Here is a 26,554-nt window from a genome sequence, read left to right as displayed (position 1 = left end):
CACCGACCGGGGCCGCTTGTTCACCGTGGAAAGCATGTGCTCGTTCCAGTGCGGGAACCCCTCGCGGCGGTCGTCGACGCTGACCCGCGAGTCGGCGAACAGCTCCCGCGCCACCTCGTGTCCGGTGATCAGCCACGGCGTGGTGCCGTTCCAGATCCGTACCCGGGAAAGTGGCCTGGCCTCACCCATTTCGAGCATCTGCGGTGGCGGTGCGAACGGACAGCGAGCGTCACGTTCCATCGGATACTCGGGGACCTCGGCGGTGACGTCGGATGCGGCGGTGAGTGTGTCGGACATAGGCCTGCGGCTCATTCCTCGATGTCGATCGCCATGGCCGGGCAGACCGCGGCGGCGTTACGGACGTTGACGGCTTGGTCGTCGGCCGGGCTGTCGCCGAGCAGGACCACGACGCCGTCGTCGTCCCGCTGGTCGAAGACCTCGCCCGCATTCAGCACGCATTGACCCGACGAGACGCACTTGTTCTGGTCGACAGTCACTTTCATCTCAGGGCTTCTCCGTGACGGGTGCGCGCCACAGCCCGACGATGGCGTCGATCAGGCCGGACGCGACGGCCGTCCAGCTGGTTCGCGGCACACCGTCACCGTCGGCGAAGGCGCGTTCGAAGTCCGCGCAGGTGTGCATCATCAGGTTGCGCACCATGATGTTGCGTTCGGTCACGACAGCCGGCGGCAGCTCGGGCAGGCAGCGGGTGATGCCGTCGACGACAGCGACCAGCGACGCTGACGCGAGCGCATCGCGGACGACGATCTTCTGGTAGGCGGGATCGGCCAGCGCCTGCGCCGCGAACCGCGCGTAGGTGGTCGGGTTGCCGAGCTGCGCCAGATGCTCGGTCAGCGAGCACACCATGCAGGTGATCCAGTCCCGCAGCTCGGTGGAGTCGCCGATGTCGGTCACCATCCGCTCGAGCAGCCGCTCGATGGACGCGCGGTGCTTCTGTTCGATCGCCCGCACCAGGTCGGTCTTGGTGCCGAAGTGATAGCCCACCGCGGCGTTGTTGCCCTGTCCCGCGGCCTCGCTGACCTGCCGGTTCGATACGGCGAAGACGCCGTGTTCCGCGTACAGCCGTTCGGCTGCCTTCAGGATCGCCTCTTGTGTGCTGCTCGCCCGATCGGCGCGCACAGCCCTGGCCGTCGTCACAGCCTCAGTCAACTCGCCTCCCCGGATTAAGTCAAGCGACTGATTTAAACACTGCACCGCGAGCGTGCGTGTTTGCACACGACACGCCGCCGAAAGTTGGCATTCTGTGCACGCTCGCGGTGCTAAGCATCACGACTTCGGCTTGCGGGCGATCACCTTGCCCGCCACGGTGCCGCCGTCGACCGGCAACACAGTCCCGGTCACATACCGCGACCGGTCGGTGGCGAAGTACAGCGCCGCCTCGGCGACGTCCTCCGCGGTACCCTCGCGCTTCAGCGGGCGGTCGTTGCGCATCGTCTCGCGGATCTTCGCCTCGAACTCTTGCAGCTTCTCCAGGTCCTCCCCCGACGCCGCCTTGCGGACGATGCCCGTCCGGATGTTTCCGGGCGCAATGGCGTTGACGCGAATTTCGTAGTGCGCCAGCTCGATAGCGGCCGATTTGGTGAACTGGATGACGGCCGCCTTCGACGCGCGGTAGGTCAACACGCCGCCTCCCGCGAGTATCCCGCCGATCGAGGTGACGTTGATGATGGATCCGCCGGTGCCTGCCTCTCGCATGTGCCGCGCGGCATCGCGCGTTCCCGCCATCACCCCGCGAAGATTGACCGCCATCACCTTTTCGAAGTCTGCGAAGTCATCGTCGAAGATGCTGCGGTGCATTGTGCTTGAGACTCCGGCGTTGTTGACCATCACATGCAATCCGCCGAACCGCTCGACCGCCGTGCTCACCAGCCCGCCGATCTGGTCGAGTTGCGACACATCGGCCTCGACGAACAGCGCGTTGCCACCGATCTCGGCGGCCAGCGCCGCACCCGCATCGCCGTCGATGTCGGCGATCAGCACCTTGGCGCCCTCCGCGGCGAATCGCCGCGACATCCCCTCACCCAGTCCCGCCGCTCCGCCGGTGACGATCGCGACCTTGCCCTCCAGTTCGTTGCTCACCTAGCTTGCTGTCCTTTCTCGAGCCACCCCGCCGAGAAAGTCCAACAACAGTTCGTTGACGGCACCGGGTTGTTCGATCTGCGGGCAATGGCCTGCCCGCGCGATGACGGCCGAGCGGCCGTTCGGCAACTGCTCGACGATTTCGGCCGCCCAGCCATCGGGCAACAGCTTGTCGCAGGCACCCTCGACGACCAGCGTCGGCAGGGCGATCCGATGATACGCCCGCTTGCTCGACGGAAGCGGTGGCGGTTCGAGCCCCGGGCGTCGGAACCTGGCCGCTGCCAACGCCTCCCACGCGCCGGGCGCGATGCTGGACTCGTAGCGCCGTGTCACATACGCGTCGTCGTTGGGGTAGGCCCGATCGGAGAAGAGCGCCTCGACGATCCGTTTCATACCGGGCAGTGTCGCGTCGTAGTCGTACAACGCGGCCGAGTGCTCGTTGCGCTGGATTTCGCCACCGCCGCAGATCATCGTCAGGCTGGCAGCAGGCAGCAGCGGGGCTTCCGAGGTCGCGTCGACGAACATGTTGACCGCACCCATCGAGTTGCCGACGAAGTGCGCATCCGAGACTCCGACCGCATCGCAGAACCGGGCGATGTGCCGGATCCGCATGCCGCGCCCGTCGTTGAAGTCGATCACCTTGGCCGACTGCCCGAAGCCGAGCATGTCGAGTGCCAACACCCGGTAATGCGCGGCCAGCGCGGCGATGTTGTGCTCCCAAGCCAGATCCGCGCTGACGCCGAACTCCCCACCGTGCAGCAGGACCACCGGATCACCCTGGCCCGCTTCGAGATAGCCGGTAGCGAGGCCATCGACCAGAACCGTCTTCCGGTCGGCTTCAGTCACGCCGTTTCCCACGCGGCGCGGGCGAAGGCAAGCACCTGGGTGGCCAGCATGTCTAGTTGGTTCTGCACCGATGTGTCGGCTAGCCGGCCCTCGGAATCCCAGATTTCGTCTGCCGAGTTGATCGCCACACCGAGCGGAGTGGGCCACGCGCGCAGCGCATGCCCGATGCTGCGCAACTGGCCGAGGGTGCCGACGGCGGCCTGCCACCCGTACGCACAGCTGATGCACCCCCACGGCGTGTTGTCGAGGTAGACGCGCGGATCCTCACGAAGGTCCTCGATGTAGTCCAGTGCATTTTTCACCAGGCCGGAGACTGCCCCGTGGTAGCCGGGCGAGCCGACGACGACGGCATCGGCGCCGCGCAGTGCGCCGACCAATTCGAGCGCCTTCGGGGTGCGCTCCAACTCGTGCGGGGCGTACATCGGCAGGTCGAGTTCCTCGGCAGAGAACAGCCTCGTCTGCCCGCCCTGTCGTTCGATCGACGAAAGGCAGTAGCGCAGAGCTCGTTCCGTCGATGAGTTGGCCCTCAGCGTTCCGCCAAGCCCGACGACGAGCGGAGCGCCGCCCGTGGTTGTGGTTATCGTCATCGTTGCCACCTACTTGATTGCAATGGGATTCACCGGTGATCCCACCGCGCCGGTCACGCGCAGCGGCGGTGCGATGAGCTGGAATTCGTACACCCCGTCGGCGGCGCAGTCATCGGCGAGTGCCGTGAGGTCCCAGTACTCGCCGAGCATCAGACCCATGTCTCTGAGGCACAGCATGTGCATCGGCAAAAAGACGCCATCGATGCCCGACTGCGGGTTCTCGACCATCAGGTTGTCAGCGGCGACCGCAGCGACTTCGTGGTCGTGCAGCCACGACGCGCACGTCCAGTCCAGGCCCGCGCCGGGTTCAGTGCCGTTGCCGGTCTGCAGAAACCTTGCCCACCAACCAGTTCGGACCAGCACGATGTCGCCACGCTCCACGGTGACGCCCTGTGTGCGCGCCGCTTCGTCGAGTTCGGCGGGGGTGATCGGGTCGCCGAGTCCGCAGAAGGTCTCCACACCGCGCAGGCGCACGATGTCGAGCAGCACGGCACGCGACGTGATGCCCTTGACGTCCACCTTGTCGATTCCGCAGTGGAACGCGCCGGCGCTCGTCACAGAATCGGCCGGGAAGCCGTTGTACAGCTTGTCCTCGTAATAGACGTGGGACAGCGCGTCCCACTGGGTGGCCGCCTGCAACGGCATGATGATGATGTCGTCGTTGAAACGCATCGGGCCGTTCGTCCAGTACTCACCCAGCTGAGTCGCCGCCGGGTTCTTGGTCCATGCTGGGCCGTATTCAGCCAGGGTGCTCGCGTCGCCACCGTCGATCGTCATTACGTGCAGCGGATTCTGCCGGAAGTGGAACGCGCCCTGCGGTCCCGACGAACCGAAGTCCACGCCCAACGGAAAGACCTTACCGTGCCTGACCAGACCTGCGGCCTGCTGGACCTTTTCGGCCGTGATGAGGTTCAGCGTGCCGAGTTCGTCGGCGTCACCCCACCGCCCCCAGTTGCGGACGTCGTCTGCGACGCGACGAAAGTCAGTCCAGCTGGCCATGTTTGACCTTTCGTCTGGCCGAGACCTCGCCGAAGAAGCTCTCCGCCACGGCACCGCCGTCGACGCAGACCACCTCACCGGTGATGTATCTGGCCGCGGCACTGTTGAGGAACACCAGCACGCTCGCCTGCTCGTCGGGAGCGGCGACTCGGCCGAGTGGGGTCGTGAACGATTCGATGAACTCCTGACCGAACGCGGTGCGAAGTTGGTCGAGGATGGGCGTGTCGGTGACGCCCGGCGCCGTGCAGTTGATCCGAATGCCCTTGGTGCCGAGTGCAACGACGTTGGCCATCCCGTAGAGGATGGTCGCCTCCTTCGACAACCGATAGCCCGCGCCATCGGCGACGGGCTCGGGATTGCGCTCACACCACTGGATGCCTTCTGCCATCGTGGTGGTGTCCAGCAGACCCAAGGTGACTTCTGCGTTGGCCCGATACTCGGCCGCGGCGAGCGAGGAGACGTTGGCGATCGCCGATCCGGGCGGCATCGACGGAATCAGGGCCTCGGTGAGGTGCCGCATGCCGAGGAAGTTGATCGTCACAACCAGCAATGGGTTTCCGATGCCCGACGACACACCGGCGATGTTGAAGAGGGCATCGACCCGGCCGCCGATCGCGGCGGCGGCCCTGTCGATCGACGCCGGGTCGGACAGGTCGACTTCGTGGAATTCCGTGAGTGGCAGCGCGGGCGGCTGCAGACCCAACCCGACGACGTCGGCGCCGAGCTCGGTGAGCTGACGCGCTACTTCGGCACCGATGCCCGAGCCGCAGCCGGTTACCACCGCGCGGCGGCCGTCGTAACGCCAGAGTTCATCGATCTGCGCCATGTCTCAGCTCTTGTCAGCCGTTGGATTCCTGCTGTCCCAGCCTGCACCCGACTTGAGCTTCGCCGCAGCCGCTTCGATCCCTGCGTTCATTTCGTCCATCGCGAGCGACACCTCGTTGGCGGTGTAGTTCTCCCGGCCAGTGGGCAGCCCGCCGAACGAGTAGGTCTCATCGAACGTGGGCGCGTTGGACGCCGGCCTGCGCGCCTCTGCCTTCTCCAGGATCGGCGCCATCCGCTTTGCCTTCTCGGCGACCGACTTCTCGTCGCGTTCGATGAACTCGGGCAGCACCTCTTTGCCCATCAGCTCGATGGACTCCATCGTCTCTTCGTGACGGCGGGGAGTCAGCAGCACGATCAGTTCGTCGACTCCGGACTCTTCGTAGCCACGCAGGAACTCACGCACGGTCGCGGGGCTGCCGATCGGCCCGCGGTCGGGTCCGTAGACGATGCTGGGATCCTTCTCGATCTCCTCGAGATGGCGCTTCCACACTCCGGTGCGGCCCGGTGTGTGCATGCCGGTCATGTAGTAGTGCATGATGCCGAACGCGAAGAACCCGCCGCCTTTGCCGAGCCGCTCGACGGCCTGCTCGTCGGTGGGCGCTACCATCATCGACAGGTCGCCGCCGATCGCGAGGATGTTCGGGTTCATCTGCGGCGTGACGGGCACGGCGCTCTCCTCGAACTCCTTGTAGTAACCGTTCACCCGCTCGGTCAGCGGGCCGGGTCCGGTGTAGGCGAAACTCAACGCGCCGAGGCCCTTCTGCGCGGCCATCGACACCGACGCAGGCCTGGTGCACGCAACCCATACCGGCGGGTGGGGCTTCTGCAACGGCTTGGGCACCACATTGCGGGGCGGCATCTCGATGTGCTCGCCCTTGAAACCCGTGAACGGCTCTTCGATCATGCAGCGGATGGAGACCTCGAGGGCTTCCTCCCACATCTTGCGCTTGTCCGCGGGATCGATGCCGAATCCGCCGAGTTCACCGACAGAAGACGACTCGCCGGTCCCGAACTCCACCCGCCCATTGGAGATCAGGTCGAGAGTCGACACCCGCTCGGCGACCCTGGCCGGATGGTTGACCTGCGGAGGCAGATGCATGATCCCGAAGCCGAGGCGAATGTCTTTGGTCCGCTGGCTGGCTGCGGACAGGAAGATCTCGGGCGCAGTCGAGTGGCAGTACTCCTCCAGGAAGTGGTGCTCGGTGAGCCACACCGTTGAGAACCCGGCCTTGTCTGCGGCCTCCACCTCGTCCAGACCGTCCTGGAAGAGTTTGTGCTCGTCATCGTCACTCCACGGCCGCGGCAGCGGAAATTCGTAGAACAGCGAGATCTTCATTTGGTCACCTTTCGATGCGAATCGAGTGTCGAATCGGTCTTGCTGCCACCGGTTTTCGGTAGCTGGTCTTCGATGTGCTTGGCGGCGACGTAGCCGAACGTCATGGCGGGGCCGATGGTCGCACCCGCGCCTGCGTAGCTGCGACCCATCACCGCGGCCGAGGTGTTGCCCACCGCGTATAGACCTCTCACGGTGCTGTCATCCGTGCGAAGCACGCGGGCGAACTCGTCGGTCCGCAGCCCACCCGAGGTGCCGAGGTCGCCGAGGATGATCTGGAACGCGTAGTACGGCGGCTTACCCAGCGGATGCAGGTTGGGGTTCGGCAGCGTGGGGTCACCGTAGTAGTTGTCGTACACCGAGTCGCCTCGGCTGAAGTCGTCGTCGTGACCGTTGCGCGCCAACTCGTTGAAGCGGTCCGCGGTTGCGCGAAGTCGTGCGGGTGGCACGCCGATTCGCTCGGCGAGCTGCTCGAAGCTGTTGGCTTCCTTGACGATGCCTGACTCGAGCCACGCCTTGGGCACCTTCTGACCGGTCGGCACCGGCGCAAACGGCACCTTCGGAATGGGCAGATGCCCGCCGACCACGTACCGGCGGAATGAGCGGATGTCGGTGATGAGCCAGCACGGAATGTGCGTGACACCCGACTCCTGGCCTCTGATCATCGCGTGCGCGAAGTCCATATAGGGCGCAGCCTCGTTGATGAAGCGCTCGCCGTCGCCATTGACCACGAACTGCGCGGGCATCATCCGTTCGTTGAGCATGAACTGCAGGCGGCCGTCGGGCCAGCACATGGCGGGAAACCACCAAGCCTCATCGAGAAGGTCGGTCGACCCACCCGCCTTCTCCCCCGCGCGGATGCCGTCACCCATGGACGCCGGATTGCCGAAGCTCCAGTCATTCTCGCCTCCGGCGAGATCTCGAACCCTGTCGAGCACAGGCAGGTGCTGCCTGCGCCACTCCATATCGTGGTCGAAGCCGCCTGCCGCGAGGATGACGCCGCCTCGCGCACCGATGCGCCGCTGCTCGCCGTCATGTTCAACCACCGCACCGACGACAGCGCCGTCGACATCGGTGATCAGTTCCGTCATCGGGGAGTCGAGCCACAGTGGGACGTCGTGCTCCTTCATCGCCAGCCGCAGGCGCGCCGCCAGCGACTGGCCGATCGCGGCCATCCGGTCGCCGAACACCCGGGCCCGGACCATCCGCCAGATCAGTTTCAACAGCACCGCTTTGCCGCGCCAATTCTGGCGCACCTGGTAGAACAGCCGAAGGTCTTTGGGGGCGAACCAGATTCCCTTCGGCGCCAACGCGAGTGGCCGCAGCAGATTCTGCTCCTCATCGCCGAGCCTGCGCAGGTCGATGGCGGGAACGTTGATCGTGCTGCCGAGCTCGGACCCACCAGCCAGCTCGGGGTAGTAGTCGGCGTAGCCGGGTTTCCAGACGAACTCGAGCCAATGGCTGCGCGACTCGAGGAACTCCATCATCGCGGGCGCGGAGTCCACATATTGTCGAAGCCGAGCGTCGCTGACGAGGCCTTCGGTGATCGTCTGGAGATACTGGAAAACCCCGTCGGGGTCGGGCGCATAGCCTGACTTGCGTTGCGAGGGAGCGCCCGGCACCCAGATACCGCCGCCCGACAGCGCGGTGGAACCACCGAAGTGCGCAGACTTCTCCACGACGAGGGTGTCGAGCCCGGCCGCATCGGCGGTGAGCGCGGCGGTCATGCCGCCGCCACCCGAACCGACGACGAGGACGTCGACGGTCGTGTCGAACTCCCCTGCCGTCACGGTGCGGGCTCCGCCGTCCGTACCGCGAATCCGGCGATCAACTCAGGCGCGGCGCGGTAGAACCGGTTGCCCGTCCGGTATGGACCTTGCGCCGCGAGTGCGGCGAACGCGGCCACCCACGTGCGCACCTCGTGGGCCGAGTGACCCGCCTCGTGCGCCATCCAGGAGGTGGACCAGTCGTCGACATCGCAGAGATGGCCGCTGTCAACGATTTCCAGGAAGCGATGGTCCCATTCCGGGTTGAGCGGAGCCAGTTTGCTGTCGCCGTGGGCGAAGTTGTGCGCCGCCTCCATCACCGCGACCTGACGGGCCTGACGCTGCTCGGGCGACATCGGCTCGCCCGCCACGATCCGACCCAGCGCCGCGGGCGGCGCCGTCGCGAGCGTCGGGACGGGCGGATCGTGGGACAAACCGCCCGAGCCGATCACCAGCACCCGCTTGTCCAGCGTCGCCAAGTAGTTGCCGACCGCAGTGCCCAATGCGCGCGAACGACGAACGGGCCCAAGCGGTGTGGCGACCGAGTTGATGAAGATCGGGATGACCGGCCGGCCTGCCGCGTCACCGAACAGGCTCTGCAACGGCTGAACGGTGCCGTGATCGACGTCCATGCTCGCCGAGATCGCGACGTCGACGTCCGCAGCGAGCACCGCTTCCGCCAGGTCCGTGGCGATGTCGCTGGGAACGTTCAGCGGACCGGCCTGCGTGCCGTAGTCGCCGACTCCCGTCGCATTGATGCTGATGCAAAACGGCGGCATCATCCGGTAGAAGACGCCGTTGTAGTGATCCGGCGAGAAGATGACGACGAGCTCGGGGTCGTATGCGGTCACGAACTCTCTGGCCGCAGCGAGGGCGGCGTCGATGTCCTCAAGCAGATCCTGCGACGGTCCCGGAAGATTCAGGAGTGGACTGTGGGACATACAGCACAGTGTCAGCGGCATCGTTACCTCCTTCCTGAGTCAGATGGAGAGCTGTGAACAACGACGTGCTCAGTTCTGCCGCACGTTGGGCGATGCAGGCGCCTGCGATGCACCGGTCGGGTCGAAGGAACAGCACGGAGTCGGTGTTGGCGTCGAACCACGCCTTGAGGGCGCCCGTGCGGTCACCGACGATGACCACGTCGGGATCGTCGTGGCCGGGCCAGTGCAGCTGCGTCATCGGCCGTACCGCGACAAAGCTGGCCCCCAACGCTTTCCACCGACTGAATGCCATTTCGCCGAGCAGTGCGCGTGGGTTGTTGCTCCAGCACAGCACGGCGAAGCCGGTGCCGAGTACGTCGTCGAGGAGGACGTTCTGCCGCTCACGGGTGTCGACACGAGGTTGGATGAACAGCGTTCCCGTCGGGGACGACTCCGCACGTGGCTCCGCATGGAAGACCGCACCCTGTTCGTAGCGTGGCATCGGCTTGAACCGCATCTCGAGTATGTAGCGCTTGAGGGTGGGCACCAGCGATGCGCCGTGAACCACTCTGTCGCGCAGTGCTGCCACCCGCCGGTTCGTCGGTGAAATGACTCGCCCGACCATTGTGGAGAGGTCGATCATGGCCCTCGCATGCTTGCGCCGTTCGACGTCGTAGGTGTCCAGCAGGGCGTCTGAAGCCTGCCCGGTCACCACCGCCGCCAGCTTCCAGCCCAGGTTTGCGGCGTCGCGGATGCCGCTGTTGTAGCCCTGGCCCTGCCACACCGGCATCAGATGAGCTGCATCCCCGGCGATCATCAAACGCCCCTGCCGGAATGCGCCCGCTATGCGGGAGTGGTGGGTGTACACCCGGTGCCGGATGATGTCCACGCGCTCGGGATCCGGAACCATCGTGGCAAGCATTCGCCGGACGAACGCCGGGCTGTCCGCTTCGTCGTCGGACTCGTCGCTGTGGATCATGAACTCGAACCGTCTGATACCGTGCGCGATCGAGATCGACACGTAGGGTCGGCTGGGATCCGCCCCGACTTCGCTGTTCGGGTGTCCGAGTGGATCGTTCGCGCAGTCGACCACCAGCCAGCGCGTCGGGGACGTGGTGCCGTCGAAGGAGACCCCCATCAGCTGTCGGGTAACGCTTCGGCCGCCGTCACAGCCGACGACGTAGCGGGCCCGAACTGATTTCCGGCCGTCGGCGAACTCGACGGACACGCCGTCGACCGCCTCGGTGCAGTTCTCCAATCGGTGGTTCCACCGCACCTCGACGCTGTCGAAGCGCTCGAGACCCCTGTGCAGTTCGGCGTCCACCATGGGTTGGACGAACCCGTTGCGTTTGGGCCATCCGAAGCGTGCGTCCGGCGGTGCCATTTCGGCGAGCAGTTTCCGCTTGGCATCGAAGAACCGCAGGATCTGGTTGGGCACGGTATGTGGCAGCACCTTCTCCACAAGGCCGATGGACTGGAACGTCCGGAGCGCCTCGTCGTCGAGTCCGACGCCGCGCGGATAGTCGATGAGGCTGTCTCGCTCGTCGACCACAAGGGTGTCGACGCCTTGCAGCCCAAGGATATTGGCCAGGGTGAGCCCGACGGGACCCGCGCCGACGATGAGGACGTCTACTGTGTCGTCGCGGTCGGCCACGGTCATCGCCCGAGCAGGAAGTCGAGATGGAGCCGGTTGAAGGTCTTCGGATCTTCGTACTGCGGCCAGTGCCCGCAGCCAGCCATCACCTCGAACCGGGCGTCAGGGATCATTGAGGCGATCCTCCTGCCCTCACTGACGTCGGCGGTGGGGTCATCGCTGGTCCACAGCACGAGGGTCGGTGCGGTGATCGCTCCGTACTCGCTGGACCCGAGAAGGTTCCGCGCCCGAATCTCGGGATCCTGCAGTGCCATGATGTCGCGCATGGCGTTGACGAAACCCGGCTGGCGGTAGATCCGCTGCCTGCTCGCCACGATGTCGTCGTAGTCCTTGGACTTGTCTGCCATCAGCCATTTGATCCTGGCCTGCACCGTTTCCCAGGTCGGCGCTTCGACCGCGGCCATCGACAGCGTGATGATCCGCTTCATCACCTCCGGATCGGCCTGTGATCCGCCCGCGGTGTTGAGGACGAGCCGGTCGATGCGGTCGGGGTGGTCGACGGCGGCGCGCGATGCCACCCACCCGCCCAACGACTCTCCGCTGAGGTGCACGCGGTCGGCGCCGATGGCATCCAGGAACGCCATCAGGTGCGCGATGTAGTGGCTGACCTCCAGCGGATGGCCCGGCTTGTCGGTATAGCCGTGCCCGAGCATGTCGATGGACCAGGTGGAGAAGTGTTCGGCGTGCGCCTCGAGATTGCGGACGTAGGCCTCGGCATGCCCGCCCGACCCGTGCAGCAGCACCAGGACCGGCTTGCTCTCGTCGCCGGCGTGCAAATAGCGGGTGCGCACCCCGCCGGCGTCGAGATAGCCCTGTGAGAACGCGACGCTCTGGAGGTCACTCCAGACGCTTTCGTGCTCGGACACCGGTCACCTTCCTCGGCGATGAGAACTGAATTCTCGTTATTCGTAAGCACTCTGCTCATTTATCGCACACCTACGTGCACTATAGTCAGAGCATCACTCTCGGAAATCCGTCTGTCAAGGAGGGGGTGCGATGCCCAAGGCCAGTCCCGGCCCGGGAGCGAATGGTGCGCCCGGTTCACAAACCCTCGCGCGCGGACTCTCCGCGCTGCAGTTGGTCGCCGCTGCCCCGAATGGCCTGACCGCGCAACAGGTCGCCGACGACATCGGCGTCCACCGAACGATCGCGTATCGACTGCTCAGCACGCTTGCGCAGTACCGTTTCGTGGTCAAGGGCGAAGACGGCCGTTATCGCTCGGCGGCGGCGCTGGCGGTGCTCGGCGCGTCGTTCGACAACAACGTCCGGCAGCTGTGCGTGCCCACGTTGCGCGCGCTGGCAGATGAACTCGGCACCACGGTGTCATTGCTCATCGCCGAAGGTGATCAGCAGGTCGCCATCGCGGTGATCGTGCCGACCAACGTGTTCTATCAACTGTCCTTCCACGAGGGCAGCCGCTATCCGCTGGACCGCGGGGCGGCAGGGATCGCCCTGTTGGCGAGCATGCCCCCGCGGCCTGCCGAACGTCCGCTGGTTCCGCAGACACGCAAACAGGGCTGGGTCATCACGCACGGCGAGATCGAGCCGAACACCTTCGGTCTGGCGGTGCCGGTCCGGCGGAGTCCGCCGTCGCCGCCGACATGTATCAACCTCATCTCCCACCGGGAGGACGTGGTGATGGACGGCAGGGACTCGGTAATCAAGGCGGCCATCGAACTATCCGCGATCCTCGGGTGAGGGTCCGTCAGCCGAAAGGGTGAGCAACGGTGACCGATTGGGACAACGAAGTCGACGTCGTCGTTCTGGGCAGCGGTGGTGCAGGCCTGACAGCGGCCCTGGTTGCCGCGGCCGACGGCGCGTCGGTGGCGGTCTACGAGAAGGCGGCGACGGTGGGCGGAACCACCGCGGTGTCCGGCGGCATCGTGTGGATTCCCGCGCATCGTCGCTCCCCCGACGGTGAGCTGACGGAGGCCGATGCACTGCGCTACCTCGACGCACAGTCCCTCGGCGTGATGGATCGCGAACTGGTCGAGACGTTCGTGCACACCGGCCCGGCGATGCTCGACTTCGTCGAACAGCACAGCGAGCTGCAGTTCGAAATCGCCGAGGGCTTTCCCGACTACAAGCCCGAACTGCCGGGCGGCCGGCCGACCGGTGGCCGCTCGCTGAACGCCAAACCATTCGACCTGGCCCGGCTCGGCGAGTGGAAAGACAGGATCACGTCGTTTCCCGCCGACTTCAGCAACGTCGGCATCGACGCGGAGACGCGCGCCCGGATTCACGCGGCCGTCGACAGCGAGCCCGGTGACTACTGCGTGGCAGGCACCGCGCTGATCGCCGGGCTGTTGAAAGGCCTGCTCGATCTGGGCGTTACCCCGCACACGGAGGCCAGAGCGCTGGAGCTCTTCGCCGCCGAAGGCGCCATCACCGGTGTGCGAATCCGACTGAACGGCAGAGATGTTCGCGTTCGCGCCAGGGCCGGTGTGGTCCTGGGCACCGGCGGATTCGAATGGGACGAGGCGCTCGTCGAGGCCTTCCTGCGCGGACCCATGCACGGGCCGGTGTCCCCTCCGAACAACACCGGGGACGGTCTGCGGATGGCGATGGCGCACGGCGCCGACCTGGCGAACATGGGCGAGGCGTGGTGGGTGCCGATCATCCAGATTCCCGGCGACACGTTCGACGGCAAGCCACGCAGCCGAAGCGTGCGGCTCGAACGCACCCGACCAAGAAGCATCATCGTCAACCGCGCGGGCAAGCGATTCCTCAACGAGGCAGGCGAATACAACTCGATGGCGGGTCCGTTCCATCACCTCGATCCGCGGCACGGCTACCTCAACGACCCGGCCTGGATCGTTTTCGATTCCCAACACCTGAAGCGTTACGGTTTCCTCGGAGTCGACCCCGACGGTCCCGTCCCGCACTGGTTCTGCGAGTCGAGAGACATCGACGAACTCGGCGAGAAGACGGGCATCGACGCTGCGGGTTTGGCGCGCACGCTGAACGTGTGGAACGAGAACGTCGCCCACGAGCACGATCCCGACTTCGACCGCGGTTCGAGTGCCTACGACGGGTACTGGGGCGACAACAATGCGACGACGACCGCGGGCAAGACGCTCGGGCCGATCGATACCGCCCCGTATTACGCGGTCCCGGTGACGGTGGGCGCGATGGGAACGAAGGGTGGGCCCCGCACGGATCGAGACGGCCGGGTGCTGCATGTCAGCGGCGAGCCGATCCCCGGGCTGTACGCAGCGGGCAACGCGATGGCGGGCCCAACCGGCAAGGCTTACGGCGGCGCCGGCGGAACCATCGGACCCGCAATGGTTTTCGGCTTCCGTGCCGGTCATGCCGCGGCGACGGGCAAGCCGGTCTCCTAGGTCACGCGAACCGGCACGTTGCACCAGCCCAACACGTTCGTCATGTGCACCCGTCGCAGACCGGATCGGTCGATGTCGTAGCGCGGAATCAGGTCGAGCAGCGTGTCCAGCGCCATCCGGCCCTCCATCCTGGCCAAAGCGGCGCCGAGGCAGCTGTGGATGCCGTAGCCGAAGTTCAGGTTGTAGCCGACTTTGCGCTGCCGATCGATGTCGAAGCGGTCGGCGTCGGAGAAGAACCGTTCGTCGCGGCTGGCCGAGCCGTTGATGAGCAGCACTGGATCACCCTTCGGGATCGTGCCGCCGTGCAATGTCACATCCCTTGTCGGAGTGCGGATCTGATACTGCGACGGGCCTTCGTAACGCAGTAACTCCTCGAAGGCCGCCGGGATCTTGGAGCGGTCATCCTGCAGCTTCTGCCATTGCTCGGGGTTGTCGGCGAAGACGACGACGGCATTGCCGACGAGCTTTGTCACCGTCTCGGCGCCCGCGCCACCGAGCATGGTGCAGAAGCCGGTGATCTCGATGTCGTCGAGTCGCCGTGTCTCGCCGTCTTCGACGATCTCCGCCTCGATGAGCCGGCTGATCATGTCGTCCCGCGGCGTCTTTCGCCGTTCCTGGATTAATTCGTAGTAGTACGCACCGGATTTCATCACGGCGTCCATGCTGTCGGCCGACATGCCGATGCCCTCGTTACGCTCGAGTCCCTTGTCGAGCCAATGCCGCAGTTGCTGCCTGTCGTCGGCGGGCACGCCGAGCATCGAGGTGATCACCTCGACCGGGAACAGCGCCGCGAAGTCTTCGACTGCATCGAACGACGACGGATCGAGTCGGCTCGCATAGCGATCGATGGTCTCGCGCACGAGTGATTCCAGCGAAGCGACCGCACGCGGCGTGAAGACCCGGTTGACCAGCTTGCGCATCCGTTCGTGTTCGGGCGGGTCCAGGCTGATGATGATCTTCCCGATGGGCGACTCGCCCTTGGCCGCCGCCTTGACCATGTCCAGCGTGACACCCTTGGCCGATGAAAAGGTCTCGTGATCCCTGATGGCCGCCGAGACATCCTCATATCGGGTCAGCGCCCAGAAGTCGTACTTCTCGCTGTAGTACAGCGGCGCTTCATCACGCATGCGGCGGTACGTTTCGAACGGCGAGTCGAAGTAGTCGTCTGAGTACGGATCGAAGACAACGGGATCACCCGAAACAGTCACGCTCATTGCACAGCTCCGTTCAGTTGCCGCAAATTTGTATCAGGTCATGGCTCTACGGGGATGGCGAACAGCTGTTCTGCCGCGGCGTAGGGGTCGGATTGTCCGTCGGCCACCGACGCCGCCAACCGGTCCAGGCCGGCATGACCCCGCAGTCGGGTCTGCGCCAGCGACAGAATCTGTGCGCGCGCACGCGCCTTGCGGCGTTGCGGGCTATCGGCGCGGGCATGGGCCTCGATGGCTTCCACCAGCTCGGCGATGCCGTCGCCTTGTGCGGCGATCAGTTTCAGGATCGGCGCTTTGGTCTCGGCGCGAAGGTCGCGGACGGTCTGGTCGGCGCCTTCGCGGTCGGCCTTGTTCACCACGACGATGTCTGCGACCTCCAGCAGGCCGGCCTTGGCGGCCTGAACCGCGTCTCCCGCACCGGGATTGAGGACGACAATGGTCGGGTCGGCAATCGCGGCGATCTCGATTTCGGACTGGCCGACGCCGACCGTCTCGGCCACGATCAGGTCATAGGACAGGGCTGCAAGTAGCCGGGTGGCCGCAGGCACGGCAGCGGCGAGACCGCCGAGATGGCCTCGGGCGGCGACCGAACGGATCAGAACGTCGGGGTCGTTGATATGGGCTGCCATCCGGATCCGGTCGCCGAGCAGCGCTCCACCGCTGTACGGCGACGACGGATCGACGGCGAGCACCGCGACCCTCAACTCGCGAGCCCGGTACGCAGTGACCAGCGCGGCGACCGTGGTGGACTTGCCCGCGCCCGGCGGCCCTGTCAGGCCGATGACGCGGATAGGGTCTGTCACGCCGAGCGCGTCCAGTACATCGTCGCGTCGAGGGCTCTCGACCAGGGTCAACAACCGTCCGGTCGCCCTGGCGGATCCGCTGCGCGCCGCCGCGATGAGCTCGTCGATCGTCATCTTCGAATAGTGGACTACGGCGCGGAGTCGACGACGGGTTCTGGCATCGGGCGCTCCGTTTCGATCGATGTGAGAATGTTATTCTCTCTGATCGAGAGTGTCAGTTGCAAGAAGGGGAACCATATGCAAATCGCCGGTAGCTCCGCGATCGTTGTCGGTGGCGCAGGTGGCCTCGGCGAAGCGACCGTCCGCAGGCTGCACGCCGCAGGCGCCAAAGTCGTCGTCGCCGACCTTGCCGACGACAAGGGCAAGGCCTTGGAGAGCGAGCTCGGGGTGCGCTACGTGCCCACCGACGCCACCTCCGAACAGTCCGTCAATGCGGCGATCGCCGAGGCGGCGGCGCTGGCCCCGCTCCGGATTTCCGTTGACACCCACGGCGGGCCTGCCAGCGGCGGCCGGCTCATCGGCAAGGACGGCTCACCGCTTGACCTCGAGGGCTTTAAGAAGACGATCGAGTTCTATCTGACGGCGGTGTTCAACGTGATGCGGCTGGTGGCGGCGGCCATCGCGAAGTCCGAACCGTTGGAGGAGGGCGCTCGTGGTGCGATCGTCAACACCGCATCGATCGCAGGGTACGAAGGCCAGATCGGTCAGCTCCCCTACTCGGCGGCCAAGGGTGGAGTGCTGGGCATGACGCTGGTTGCCGCGCGCGACCTGTCGCCGCTGGGCATCCGCGTCAACACCATCGCCCCCGGGACAATCAACACGCCCGCCTACGGCAAGGCCGCAGACCAACTCGAGCAGTACTGGGGTCCGCAGGTGCCGTTCCCGAAGCGGATGGGACGTTCGACCGAGTACGCCCAGCTTGCCCAGAGCATCATCGAGAACGACTACCTCAACGGCGAGATCATTCGCCTCGACGGGGCGCTGCGTTTTCCGCCGAAGTGACGCTTCACGGGAAGGCGGCCTTCGTGGCCGGCGCCAGTCGCGGCATCGGGGCGACGGTCGCAGCGGCCCTCGCTCGCGAGGGTGCGGCGGTCGCGGTCGCGGCGCGCTCCGAGCAGGAGGGCAGGATTCCCGGCACCATTTACTCTGTGGCCGAACGTATTTCGTCATCGGGTGGCCGAGCGCTGGCCGTGCCGTGCGATGTCACTGACGAAGACTCCGTGCAGGCTGCGGTGGCCGCCACCGTGGCCGAGTTCGGAGGCATCGACATCCTTGTCGCCAACGCGGGCGTGTTGTGGCTGGGTCCGATCGAGTCCACGCCGCTCAAACGGTGGCAGCTGTGCCTCGACGTGAACCTCACGGGCGTCTTCCTGGTGACCAAGGCCGTGATTCCGTATGTACGGGCGCGCGGCGGCGGCTCGTTGATCGCCGTCACCACGAACGGCGTAGGCATGGCAGGGGCGAACGCATACTGGGTGTCCAAGGCCGCTGTCGAGCGGCTGTACCTGGGCCTTGCCGCCGACTTGCAGCCCGACAACATCGCCGTCAACTGCCTGAGCCCGTCGCGGGTGGTACTCACCGAGGGCTGGCAGGCAGGCGGTGCGGGCATGGAGATTCCGCCCGAGATGGTGGAACCGCCGGAGGCGATGGCCGACGCCGCAATCCGCCTGGCCCGTCAGGATGGCAGCGGCGTCACCGGCACCGTCCAGCGCTCGGAGGAGATGTCCTTCTGACCGCGAGAGTGCATCCAGGGCTGTTGATTCCGTGATTTCACGACCCTAAGTGCTATTTCGGCGCAGTGTGGGCGGCATGCCACGACCACCTTCGAGTGCAGATCGCTGATTCATCCTTCCGGTGTCGCAGTGACGCTGATGACCCACAGCGCGACCGCGGGCGTCGGAGCTTTCGATGAACGACGAGTCGGCCTGGACTATCTGGCGTTTCAGGTAACCGATGTCGAAGAGCTCAAGCGCTGGGTCAGCCATTTGGATGCCAACGGGGTTTGCATTCGGGCATCATCGACGTCGGCTACGGATCCACCGTCGTATTCCGCGACCCCGACAATGTGCAGCTCGAGTTCTTCGTACACCCGAATCCGGCCGATATGACGTTGACCGACGCGGATTCCCAAAACATCTTCGAGACGTCCGGAAACGTCACCTGCATGTCGTAGGACTTACGTGTTCTTGGCGATCAGGCCGTCGACGATCTTGTTGAAGTCGGCGGTGCCGAAGGAGACGTACTCGGCGAGGTTGGCATAGTCCAGCGACGCCATCACTGCCTTCTCCAGCTGAATGTTCATCAACCGCTTGGTGGCCTCGACGGCCTGCTGCGGCAGCTCGAGCAGCTTCTTCGCGCAGGCGATCGCCTCGGCCAGCGGGTCCTCGACGACGTGGTTGGCCAACCCCAGCTCGGCAGCACGTTGGGCCTTGATCCGCACGCCGGTCAGCGCGAATTCCTTGGCCTGCAACAGGCTGATCTGCGAACCCCACACCAGCGGGCCGCCGTCAGCGGCAACGAGTCCGATCTGCACGTGCGGGTCGGCGAAAAACGCCGTCTCGGCGATGTAGACGATGTCGGACAGCGCGGCAAGGCTGCAGCCCAACCCGACGGCCGGACCATTCACCGCCGCGACGACCGGGATGCGGCAGCGCAGCATGCCGATGACGAGGTCGCGGCCGTGCTTGATCGTCTTCTGCCGCAACGCCTCGTCATTGCGAAGCTCGTCGAGGTAGTTGAAGTCGCCACCGGCCGAGAACGCCCGGCCGGCACCGGTGATGACGGCCGCCCGTGCGCCGGTGTCCTCGTTGAGCGCCTCCCAGATCTTGGCCAGCCCCACGTGCAGGTTATCGTTGACCGCGTTCAGGTCGTCGGGACGATTGAGCGTGATGATGCGCAGAGCACCGTCCGCCCTGACGTCGATTTCGTCTGGCATGTCGTACATTTCAGTTCCCTTCGCTCTTCGCGCAGGCACTCATCAGCTCCCCAATCCAAGGATGCGTTGCGCGATGATGTTCTTCTGAATCTGGCTGGTGCCGCCCATCACGCTCTGGGCGCGGCTATACATGTAGGCGCCGAACATCTCGTCGTCGCCCGATCCGACCGTCGCCAGCGCCGCGTGACCGACCGACTGCTCGACCCACGTCATCAACAGCTTGTCGAGCGACCCCTGCGGACCGTGGGTCAGCCCGTCGAGTTGCTCGGACAGCCGGCGCCGCACGTGCAACCGCAGCATCTCGGTCTGTACCCACGCCCAGGACAGCTCCTCAGGCACCGCTCCGTCCACGCGGCCCGCCAATTGGCGCACCGTCTTTCCGTAGCGCGCGGAGAAGCCGAGCGTCGAGGGCTCGCGCTCGTGGCTGACGACCGTCATCGCCAGCTTCCATCCGTCACCCGGCGCGCCGACCATGTTGCCCGCAGGCACCCTGGCTCCGTCGAACTCGACCTGGCCGAACTCCTTGGTGACACCGCTGATCATCTTCAACGGACGCTGCACGATCCCGGGCTGATGCATCGGGACGATGAACGCCGAGATGCCCTTGTGCTTCGGCACGTCCTTGTCGGTACGGGCCAGCACCAGACACCAGTCGGCGACATCGGAGTAACTGGTCCAGATCTTGTGGCCTGCGATCACGTACTCGTCTCCGTCGGGGACCGCCGTCGTCGTCAACGACGCCAGGTCCGAACCCGCACCCGGCTCACTGAAACCCTGGCACCACCGCTCGGTCCCGTTGATCATTCCGGGCAGGAACCGCTGCCGCAGATCCTCGTTGCCGTGGTGGCTCAGGCCGACGACGAGATAGCCCAGGCTTGGCCGCGCCGGTGCTCCTGCCTTCGCGATCTCCTCGTCGACGATGACGTCGTACACCGGCGGCAGGTCTTGACCCCCATAGGCTTTGGGCCACGACGTTCCGAAGAAACCGGCCTCATACAGCGCGACGTGCCATTCGCCGGCCTTGGCCCAGTACTCGTCTCCCGAGGTCGGAAATCTGCCCTTCTGCTCGGTCAGCCAGCCGCGCAACCGATCGCGGAATGCGGCCTCTGCCGGCGAATCACGAAAGTCCAATGGTCACCTCCTCCAGCTTCACCGGCCACGCTTCGGTGGCGGCGAGCACCCGGCGCAGAAACACATGCGCTAGGCATTCCCAGGTGTTGCCGATGCCGCCGTGCACCTGGATGGACGTCTCACATATCGTCAACGCCGAACGTGCGCAATAGATCTTGGCCACCCGGCCCGCCTCCACCGCCTCGATGACGGGCAGTTCGTCGACCGCCCACGCGGCGTGCCGCAGAACGCTGACACACCCCTCGATCAGCGCGAGACTCTCGGCCAGCAGGTGACCGACCGCCTGATAGGACCCGATCGTCGCGCCGTACTGTTCGCGCACCTTGGCGTACTCAGCGGCCAGCGTCAGGGCGCCGCGGGCAGCGCCGACGATATCCCCCGTCGTCGCGGTGAGCGCAAGCGCGTGCCAACGACCGGCATCCTCCTCCGACAACCGACCGAGCTCGGGCGGTGACTCGGCTACTCCGGCAAGGCTTCCCGTGAAGTCGACGGACGACATCTCGGGAGCCTGCGAGAGCGGCGCTCCAATGCGGCGCGCCAGGTCGTCGGCCAGTACCGGGCCAAGAAACGGCACGTCGACCAGTCCCCTGCCGAACTCCTCGGCGACGATGGCCACCTCGACGCCGGAGGCGCCGTCGCTGCGCAGGGTGCGGAACCCCGTCCCGTCGACGGCCTTCTCCAGCCGTGAGACGCGGGTGGCGTCGTCCAGGTCGGCGACCGACCCGGGCCCGAGATCGTCGGCCAACTCGGCGGCGGCCTCACGCAGCTGCCGTTGCTCAGCGGTCAGACGGACATCCATGCCGCTCCTTCAGAACTCGGCGCAATACCTTTCCCGAAGGCAATCGCGGAATCTCGGGAACCATCACCACACGGCTCAGTTGTTTGTACGATGCCAGCCGCTCGGAGACCAGGGCAACGAGTTCGTCGGGATCGACGAAACCATGCGTCGCGACCGCAGCGACGACCGCTTCGCCGTTGACCTCGTCGTCGACCCCGAACACCGCGCAGTCGTCGACCCCGGCATGGCCGTGCAGTACCGCCTCGATCTCAGCGGGCGCCACCTGGAATCCGCGGACCTTGATCATCTCTTTGGCCCGGTCGGTGATGCGCAACCAACCGTCGGCGTCGAGGTAGCCGACATCTCCCGTGCGATACCAGCCATCCGAAAATGCCTGCGCCGTCGTATCATCGGGCAGGTAACCGGCCATCAACGAATCCGAGCGGGCCGCGATCTCGCCCACCTCGCCTGGTCCTACGGGCTTGCCGTCCACCAGCGAGACGATTCGAACGTCGACACCGGGCACCGGGCGCCCGACCGTGTCCAGCTTCGGGCCTTCCAGCGAGTTGCAGGCGATGACCGGCAACTCACTGGTGCCGTAGGCAGTCACCCAGTTCACCCCGGCCCTGTCCGTGACGGCCTCGGCGACGCTCTGGGTCACCGGCGTCGCGCACCACATCACGTAGCGCAGCGAGGACAGGTCGTAGGAGTCCAGCTTCGGATGAGCGGCCAACGCCAGCGCGATTGGCGCTACCGCCATCTCGACCGTGATCCGGTCGGTTTCGATGTGGTGCAGCATCTGGTCGATGTCAAAGCGGGGGTGCAGCCGAATCCAAGCACCCGTGTCCAGTGCCATCACGATGTTGAGCAGTCCGAGGATGTGCGACGGCGGTGTGACAATCTGCATGCGGTCGGCCGACGTCAGGCCCAGAGCGTCGCGCCAGTGCCGCACGGCCACCGCGAACGCGCCATGGGTGTGCCGGACCGCCTTGGGCATACCGGTGGTGCCGGAACTGAACACGAGCAGCGCATCCGCATCCGCCGGCGGCGATTCGAACACGCGTCGTCCAGGTGTCACGGGATCGTCCAGCGACAGCATCGGCATCAACCCTGCGAGCACTGGATGGTCCCCGACAGCGTGCGACGGCTTTGTCACTGCGAGCGCGTGCCCGACCTCCGTCTCCCGCCAGGCCGGACTCAGCAGCACCGCCGCGGCGCCAAGCCGCCAGATGGCCCGCAGGGCGACGACGAACTCGGGCCGGTTCGACGACATCAGCGCAACCCGATCACCTGCTCGCACGCCCCTGTGCTCCAGGGTGGTGGCCATTCCGTTGGCCAGCGCGTCGAGCTCTGCCAGGGTGAACTGCCGTTGGTTGAAGGCGAGGGCCGCCGGAGCGTTCACGTCACCTCACCCCTTCCCCGACGGCTGCGGAGCGTTGCATAACATATGGAGAACATATTATCCTTGAGCGAGAATACTATTCTCGCAGGAGCAGAATCTCAATGGCGCAAGGAGACGCTGGATGACTGTCGAGGGGACCATAACGATCCTGCTCGATCGGCAAAAGGCGTCGGTGAAACGCGTCGAGAACGAGACCCTGCTGGACAGTGCAAGGCGCGCGGGGCTGTCGCCGCCGTTCAGTTGCGAGGCGGGTAACTGCGGCACGTGCATGGCCAAGATCATCGAGGGCAAGGCGAGCATGCGCATCAACGACGCGCTCGATGACGATGAGGTGGCCGAGGGGTACATCCTCACCTGTCAGGGTGTGCCGGACACGGAGTCGGTAACCGTCGAGTACGACTGACTCATGTCGTTGCGTTCCTCACGTCCGCGTGCTCGTCCAGACGCGGCGCCGGTCGGTACTCGGGCTCATACCCCGACACATGTATCGGGCTGCCGACCAACCGAAACTCGCCTGCCGTCACGACGACCTCAGGCGTCGCCTCCAGCGCGTCGGGCAGCGAACGCACCGCGGCCGCCGGGATGCCGAGCGGACGTAGCCGGGCCTCCCAGTTCTTGGCGCTGTCGGTAGACAGCGCCGCGGTGGCGACGGCGAGCACCTCGTCGCGCTGCGCCGCGCGTTCCGCCATCGTCGGAAATCCGGATATGCCTGCCTCTGCGGAGAACAACCGCCAGAAGGCATCGTGGGTGATGAAAAGCGCGAGATAGCCGTCGGCCGTCGGGAACAGCTGCGCGGGAACGTAGTACGAGTGCGCGCCATTCGGATGTCGCTGCGGCTCGATCCCGTCGTTCAGATACGCGGAGGCGCGGTAGTTCAGCTGCGACATCACCACATCGCGCAGCGACACCTCGACCTGCCCGCCGCGGCCCGACACGATCTGGGCCAACAGGCCGAGCGCGGCGGTCAACCCGGTCGAGTTGTCGGCGGCCGAGTAGCCGGGCAGTGTGGGTGGGCCGTCGGGATCGCCGGTCATCGCCGCCACCCCGGTCCCCGCCTGGATGACGTAGTCGAATGCGGGATCGTCGCCGCCGTCCATTCCGAAACCGGTCAAGGCGACGCAGACGATCTTCTCGTTGTACCGACGCAGCGACTCATAGGTGAGCCCGAGCCTGCGGATCGCTGACGGCTTCATATTGACCAGAAGCGCATGCGAATTCGCGACGAGTTGGCCCAGCTGCCTGCGGCCCGCCTCCGATCGCAGATCGACACAGACGCTCTGCTTGTTGCGGTTCAGGCTGGCGAAATAGCTGTCGCTGACCTGACGGGAGATCTCACCGTCGGGCGGCTCGATCTTGATGACTTCGGCGCCGAGGTCGGCGAGCAGCATCGTGGCGTACGGGCCTGCGAGCATGACGCCGACTTCGAGGATTCGGATGCCCGCCAGCGGGCCCGGGCCGCTCACCGGACCGCCTTGGCGAGCTCGGCGATCACCTCGCGCGTCCGGTACTTCGACGCGATCAGCTCGTCGCGGTTGTCACCGATCGGCAGCAGCCGCACCGACAAATCGGTGACACCCGCGTCGGCGAACTGCTTGAAGCGGGCCAAGATCGCGTCCTCATCGCCTGCGGCGCAGAGGTCTCCGACGTCGCGCGCTTCGCCACGGTCCAGCAGCCGCTGATAGTTGGGGGACGTTTCCGCCTCGGCGAGAATACGATTCGCGCGTTCCCTGGCCGCATCGATCTCCGAGTTGGCGCACAGACACACCGGAATGCCCGCGACGATGCGAGGCGCGGGACGGCCCGCTTCAGCGGCCGCTTTGGTGATCTTCGGCGCGATGTGTTCACCGATGGCCTTTTCGTCGGCCATCCACAGCACGGTGCCGTCGGCGTGCTCGCCTGCGATCTGCAACATCACCGGCCCGAGCGCGGCAACCAGCACGGGCATCGGCGGGTCGGCGGCCAGCACCGTCGGATTGTGCACGGTGAACGAGTCGTTCTCGACGTCTACCGGACCCGGTCCGCTGATCGCGGCGTTGAGCACCTGCAGATAGTCGCGGGTGTAGGCGGCCGGCTTCTCGTAGGGGATGCCCAACATGTCCCGCACGATCCAGTGGTGCGACGGGCCGACACCCAGCGCCAACCGCCCGGAAGCCACCGCATGCGCTGAAAGTGCTTGCCGGGCAAGGGCGATCGGATGCTGAGCCTGAAGCGGCACGACCGCGGTGCCGAGCTCGATGCGCGAGGTGTGCGCGGCCATCAACGCCACCATCGTCAGCGCGTCGAAGTCGTCGGGTACCTGCGGCATCCAGGCGGTGTCCAGGCCTGCCGCCTCGGCCCATTCGATATCGGCCACCAACTTGGATACCTTGCGCGCCATGTCGCCGCGTTCGGCTCCGACCATCACGCCTAACCTCATGCGAGCTCTCCTGCCTTCTCGGTGAGCGCGCGCACATCGCGGACGAGGGTGTCCAGCGGTGTGCCAGTAGGGAACACGGCCGCCGCACCGGCAGACATCAGCTTGGGCACATCGGCCTCAGGGATGGTGCCGCCGACCACCACGGCGATATCGCCCGCGTCGGCGGCGCGCAGCGCCTCGACGGTGCGCGTGGTCAGCGCGACGTGCGCACCCGACAGGATGCTCAAACCGACCAGCGCGACGTCCTCCTGCAGCGCGATCGACACGATGTCCTCGATGCGCTGACGGATCCCGGTGTAGATGACCTCGAAGCCGGCGTCGCGCAGTGTGCGGGCGACGATCTTGGCGCCGCGGTCATGGCCGTCCAGACCGGGTTTTGCGACGAGTACTCGGGTCGCCACTAGAACACCACCGGCTGCTGGAACTCGCCCCAGACCGTTTTCAGCGCGTTCACCATCTCCCCCACAGTGCAGTAATTGTTGGCGCAGTCGATGAGGTGATGCATCAAGTTGTCGTCACCTTCGGCCGCTCGCGACAACGCGGCCAGACTGGCGGCCACCGCTGCGGAGTCACGGTCCGACTTCACCTTCGACAGCCGCTTTAGTTGGGTGTCGCGGCCCTCGGCATCGAGTTCGTACATCGACACGTCCGGCGCGGACTCGTCGGAGACGAACCTGTTCACGCCGACGACCGGTCGGATCCCGGATTCGACCTCCTTGTGGATCTTGAACGCCTCGTCGGCGATCAAGCCCTGCAGATAGCCGTCCTCGATCGCGCGCACCATCCCGCCGTGCGCCTCCAGATCACCCATGATCGCAATGATCTTCTCCTCGGTCGCGTCGGTCAGCGCCTCGACGAAATATGAGCCGCCGAGCGGGTCGGCGACGGCTGCCACGCCGGTTTCGTACGCGAGGATCTGCTGGGTGCGCAGTGCAAGGGTGGCGGACTCCTCGGTCGGCAGTGCGAACGGCTCGTCCCAGGCTGCGGTGAACATCGACTGGACCCCGCCGAGCACCGACGCCATCGCCTCGTAAGCAACGCGCACGATGTTGTTCTGCGCCTGGGGCCCGTAGAGCGACGCGCCCCCGGATACGCAGCCGAACCGAAACATCGACGCCTTGTCGCTGGTGGCGCCGTAGCGTTCGCGCACGATCGTGGCCCAGCGTCGCCTGCCCGCGCGGTACTTGGCGATCTCTTCGAAGAAGTCGCCATGTGTGTAGAAGAAGAAGGAGATCTGCGGCGCGAACTTGTCGATCGTCATCCGGCCGCGCTCGACGACCGTGTCGCAGTAGGTGACCCCGTCGGCGAGCGTGAACGCCATCTCCTGAACGGCGTTCGCCCCTGCGTCGCGGAAGTGGGCGCCGGCCACCGAGATCGCGTTGAACCTCGGCACTTCTGCCGCGCAGAATTCGATGGTGTCGGCGATCAGTCGAAGCGACGGCTCCGGCGGCCAGATCCAGGTGCCGCGCGAGGCGTACTCCTTGAGGATGTCGTTCTGGATGGTGCC

28 protein-coding genes and 1 pseudogene are annotated in these 26,554 nt (G+C 65.9%); 6 read left to right on the top strand and 23 right to left on the bottom strand.

Going from position 1 to position 26,554, the window contains the following annotated elements; translation table 11 throughout:
• From QOJ24_RS19215 to QOJ24_RS19155, 13 genes and pseudogenes are all read right to left on the bottom strand, one after another.
• A pseudogene (locus tag QOJ24_RS19215) lies at positions 1-297 on the bottom strand (cytochrome P450); the annotation flags it as partial.
• An 11-nt stretch (positions 298-308) separates the two neighbouring features.
• On the bottom strand, positions 309-503 hold the full coding sequence (locus QOJ24_RS19210) for a ferredoxin (protein WP_526264078.1): 195 nt from the start codon (positions 501-503) through the stop codon (positions 309-311).
• A 1-nt stretch (position 504) separates the two neighbouring features.
• Positions 505-1,158: a TetR/AcrR family transcriptional regulator gene (locus QOJ24_RS19205; protein WP_526264076.1), complete on the bottom strand. Its 654-nt coding sequence runs from the start codon at positions 1,156-1,158 to the stop codon at positions 505-507.
• A 129-nt stretch (positions 1,159-1,287) separates the two neighbouring features.
• Positions 1,288-2,100 carry an SDR family NAD(P)-dependent oxidoreductase gene (locus QOJ24_RS19200; protein ID WP_526264074.1) on the bottom strand — a complete coding sequence of 271 codons (813 nt, stop codon included), beginning with the start codon at positions 2,098-2,100 and terminating at the stop codon, positions 1,288-1,290.
• Positions 2,101-2,946, bottom strand: coding sequence for an alpha/beta fold hydrolase (locus tag QOJ24_RS19195; RefSeq protein ID WP_526264072.1), 846 nt, complete (start codon positions 2,944-2,946; stop codon positions 2,101-2,103).
• Positions 2,943-3,533 (bottom strand): NADPH-dependent FMN reductase, encoded by a 591-nt coding sequence (locus tag QOJ24_RS19190; protein WP_526264070.1) that lies wholly within the window; start codon positions 3,531-3,533, stop codon positions 2,943-2,945. The genes QOJ24_RS19195 and QOJ24_RS19190 overlap by 4 nt, the downstream gene beginning before the upstream one ends.
• A gap of 9 nt (positions 3,534-3,542) precedes the next feature.
• Positions 3,543-4,532: a cyclase family protein gene (locus QOJ24_RS19185; protein WP_526264068.1), complete on the bottom strand. Its 990-nt coding sequence runs from the start codon at positions 4,530-4,532 to the stop codon at positions 3,543-3,545.
• Positions 4,516-5,358, bottom strand: coding sequence for a coniferyl-alcohol dehydrogenase (locus QOJ24_RS19180; protein ID WP_526264067.1), 843 nt, complete (start codon positions 5,356-5,358; stop codon positions 4,516-4,518). Before QOJ24_RS19180 ends, QOJ24_RS19185 begins: the two co-directional genes overlap by 17 nt.
• Positions 5,359-5,361: 3 nt before the next feature.
• Positions 5,362-6,693, bottom strand: a complete 1,332-nt coding sequence (locus QOJ24_RS19175; protein WP_526264065.1) for an LLM class flavin-dependent oxidoreductase — start codon at positions 6,691-6,693, stop codon at positions 5,362-5,364.
• A complete protein-coding gene (locus QOJ24_RS19170) occupies positions 6,690-8,480 on the bottom strand; it encodes an FAD-dependent oxidoreductase (RefSeq protein ID WP_526264063.1) in 1,791 nt (596 codons plus the stop codon). The genes QOJ24_RS19175 and QOJ24_RS19170 overlap by 4 nt, the downstream gene beginning before the upstream one ends.
• Positions 8,477-9,397, bottom strand: a complete 921-nt coding sequence (locus QOJ24_RS19165; RefSeq protein WP_526264061.1) for a 3-carboxyethylcatechol 2,3-dioxygenase — start codon at positions 9,395-9,397, stop codon at positions 8,477-8,479. The genes QOJ24_RS19170 and QOJ24_RS19165 overlap by 4 nt, the downstream gene beginning before the upstream one ends.
• The gene (locus tag QOJ24_RS19160) at positions 9,345-11,036 is read right to left on the bottom strand and encodes a bifunctional 3-(3-hydroxy-phenyl)propionate/3-hydroxycinnamic acid hydroxylase (protein WP_526264059.1); all 1,692 of its coding nucleotides are present in this window, start codon (positions 11,034-11,036) and stop codon (positions 9,345-9,347) included. Before QOJ24_RS19160 ends, QOJ24_RS19165 begins: the two co-directional genes overlap by 53 nt.
• On the bottom strand, positions 11,033-11,896 hold the full coding sequence (locus QOJ24_RS19155) for an alpha/beta fold hydrolase (RefSeq protein ID WP_526264057.1): 864 nt from the start codon (positions 11,894-11,896) through the stop codon (positions 11,033-11,035). Before QOJ24_RS19155 ends, QOJ24_RS19160 begins: the two co-directional genes overlap by 4 nt.
• Before the next feature lie 130 nt (positions 11,897-12,026).
• Here QOJ24_RS19155 and QOJ24_RS19150 point away from each other — a divergent pair, with 130 nt between their 5' ends.
• The gene (locus QOJ24_RS19150; RefSeq protein ID WP_526264055.1) at positions 12,027-12,728 is read left to right on the top strand and encodes an IclR family transcriptional regulator; all 702 of its coding nucleotides are present in this window, start codon (positions 12,027-12,029) and stop codon (positions 12,726-12,728) included.
• Positions 12,729-12,757: 29 nt separating this feature from the next.
• On the top strand, positions 12,758-14,371 hold the full coding sequence (locus QOJ24_RS19145; RefSeq protein WP_526264053.1) for an FAD-dependent oxidoreductase: 1,614 nt from the start codon (positions 12,758-12,760) through the stop codon (positions 14,369-14,371).
• Here QOJ24_RS19145 and QOJ24_RS19140 read toward each other — a convergent pair.
• Both QOJ24_RS19140 and meaB read right to left on the bottom strand, forming a co-directional pair.
• Positions 14,368-15,585 carry a cytochrome P450 gene (locus QOJ24_RS19140; RefSeq protein ID WP_526264051.1) on the bottom strand — a complete coding sequence of 406 codons (1,218 nt, stop codon included), beginning with the start codon at positions 15,583-15,585 and terminating at the stop codon, positions 14,368-14,370. The two genes, QOJ24_RS19145 and QOJ24_RS19140, sit on opposite strands and share 4 nt — an antisense overlap.
• A gap of 38 nt (positions 15,586-15,623) precedes the next feature.
• Positions 15,624-16,499, bottom strand: a complete 876-nt coding sequence (meaB, locus tag QOJ24_RS19135) for a methylmalonyl Co-A mutase-associated GTPase MeaB (RefSeq protein WP_526264049.1) — start codon at positions 16,497-16,499, stop codon at positions 15,624-15,626.
• Positions 16,500-16,622: 123 nt separating this feature from the next.
• Here meaB and QOJ24_RS19130 point away from each other — a divergent pair, with 123 nt between their 5' ends.
• The 3 genes from QOJ24_RS19130 to QOJ24_RS19120 all read left to right on the top strand — a co-directional run bounded on the left by QOJ24_RS19130 (position 16,623) and on the right by QOJ24_RS19120 (position 18,558).
• Positions 16,623-17,387 (top strand): SDR family NAD(P)-dependent oxidoreductase, encoded by a 765-nt coding sequence (locus QOJ24_RS19130; RefSeq protein WP_526264047.1) that lies wholly within the window; start codon positions 16,623-16,625, stop codon positions 17,385-17,387.
• Positions 17,384-18,118 carry an SDR family NAD(P)-dependent oxidoreductase gene (locus QOJ24_RS19125; protein ID WP_526264045.1) on the top strand — a complete coding sequence of 245 codons (735 nt, stop codon included), beginning with the start codon at positions 17,384-17,386 and terminating at the stop codon, positions 18,116-18,118. Before QOJ24_RS19130 ends, QOJ24_RS19125 begins: the two co-directional genes overlap by 4 nt.
• 269 nt (positions 18,119-18,387) lie before the next feature.
• Positions 18,388-18,558, top strand: a complete 171-nt coding sequence (locus QOJ24_RS19120; RefSeq protein WP_526264043.1) for a hypothetical protein — start codon at positions 18,388-18,390, stop codon at positions 18,556-18,558.
• Positions 18,559-18,561: 3 nt separating this feature from the next.
• Here QOJ24_RS19120 and QOJ24_RS19115 read toward each other — a convergent pair whose 3' ends face one another.
• The 4 genes from QOJ24_RS19115 to QOJ24_RS19100 are packed head-to-tail and all read right to left on the bottom strand — an operon-like array spanning position 18,562 to position 22,631.
• Positions 18,562-19,329, bottom strand: a complete 768-nt coding sequence (locus tag QOJ24_RS19115; RefSeq protein WP_526264041.1) for an enoyl-CoA hydratase/isomerase family protein — start codon at positions 19,327-19,329, stop codon at positions 18,562-18,564.
• 33 nt (positions 19,330-19,362) lie between these two features.
• A complete protein-coding gene (locus QOJ24_RS19110; protein WP_526264039.1) occupies positions 19,363-20,451 on the bottom strand; it encodes an acyl-CoA dehydrogenase family protein in 1,089 nt (362 codons plus the stop codon).
• Positions 20,438-21,250: an acyl-CoA dehydrogenase family protein gene (locus tag QOJ24_RS19105; protein ID WP_526264037.1), complete on the bottom strand. Its 813-nt coding sequence runs from the start codon at positions 21,248-21,250 to the stop codon at positions 20,438-20,440. The genes QOJ24_RS19110 and QOJ24_RS19105 overlap by 14 nt, the downstream gene beginning before the upstream one ends.
• Positions 21,228-22,631: a class I adenylate-forming enzyme family protein gene (locus QOJ24_RS19100; RefSeq protein ID WP_526264035.1), complete on the bottom strand. Its 1,404-nt coding sequence runs from the start codon at positions 22,629-22,631 to the stop codon at positions 21,228-21,230. The genes QOJ24_RS19105 and QOJ24_RS19100 overlap by 23 nt, the downstream gene beginning before the upstream one ends.
• 121 nt (positions 22,632-22,752) lie before the next feature.
• Between QOJ24_RS19100 and QOJ24_RS19095 the strand changes: the two genes are divergently transcribed.
• Positions 22,753-23,034 carry a 2Fe-2S iron-sulfur cluster-binding protein gene (locus QOJ24_RS19095; protein WP_526264033.1) on the top strand — a complete coding sequence of 94 codons (282 nt, stop codon included), beginning with the start codon at positions 22,753-22,755 and terminating at the stop codon, positions 23,032-23,034.
• 1 nt (position 23,035) lies between these two features.
• On the opposite strand, the gene QOJ24_RS19090 is transcribed toward QOJ24_RS19095, so the two are convergent.
• From QOJ24_RS19090 to QOJ24_RS19075, 4 genes are all read right to left on the bottom strand, one after another.
• Positions 23,036-24,094, bottom strand: coding sequence for a CaiB/BaiF CoA transferase family protein (locus QOJ24_RS19090; RefSeq protein ID WP_526264031.1), 1,059 nt, complete (start codon positions 24,092-24,094; stop codon positions 23,036-23,038).
• Positions 24,091-25,047: an LLM class F420-dependent oxidoreductase gene (locus tag QOJ24_RS19085; RefSeq protein WP_526264030.1), complete on the bottom strand. Its 957-nt coding sequence runs from the start codon at positions 25,045-25,047 to the stop codon at positions 24,091-24,093. The genes QOJ24_RS19090 and QOJ24_RS19085 overlap by 4 nt, the downstream gene beginning before the upstream one ends.
• Positions 25,044-25,448: a cobalamin B12-binding domain-containing protein gene (locus QOJ24_RS19080; RefSeq protein WP_526264028.1), complete on the bottom strand. Its 405-nt coding sequence runs from the start codon at positions 25,446-25,448 to the stop codon at positions 25,044-25,046. Before QOJ24_RS19080 ends, QOJ24_RS19085 begins: the two co-directional genes overlap by 4 nt.
• Positions 25,448-26,554: methylmalonyl-CoA mutase family protein (locus QOJ24_RS19075; protein ID WP_526264026.1), on the bottom strand; the 1,107-nt coding region annotated here is incomplete at its 5' end. The genes QOJ24_RS19075 and QOJ24_RS19080, both read right to left, overlap by 1 nt.

The sequence above is a fragment of the Mycobacterium sp. genome (assembly GCF_032159775.1).
Classification (GTDB): Bacteria; Actinomycetota; Actinomycetes; order Mycobacteriales; family Mycobacteriaceae; genus Mycobacterium.
The sequence above is the reverse complement of the archived record's forward strand: the minus strand, read 5'-3'. Positions and strand labels throughout refer to the sequence as shown.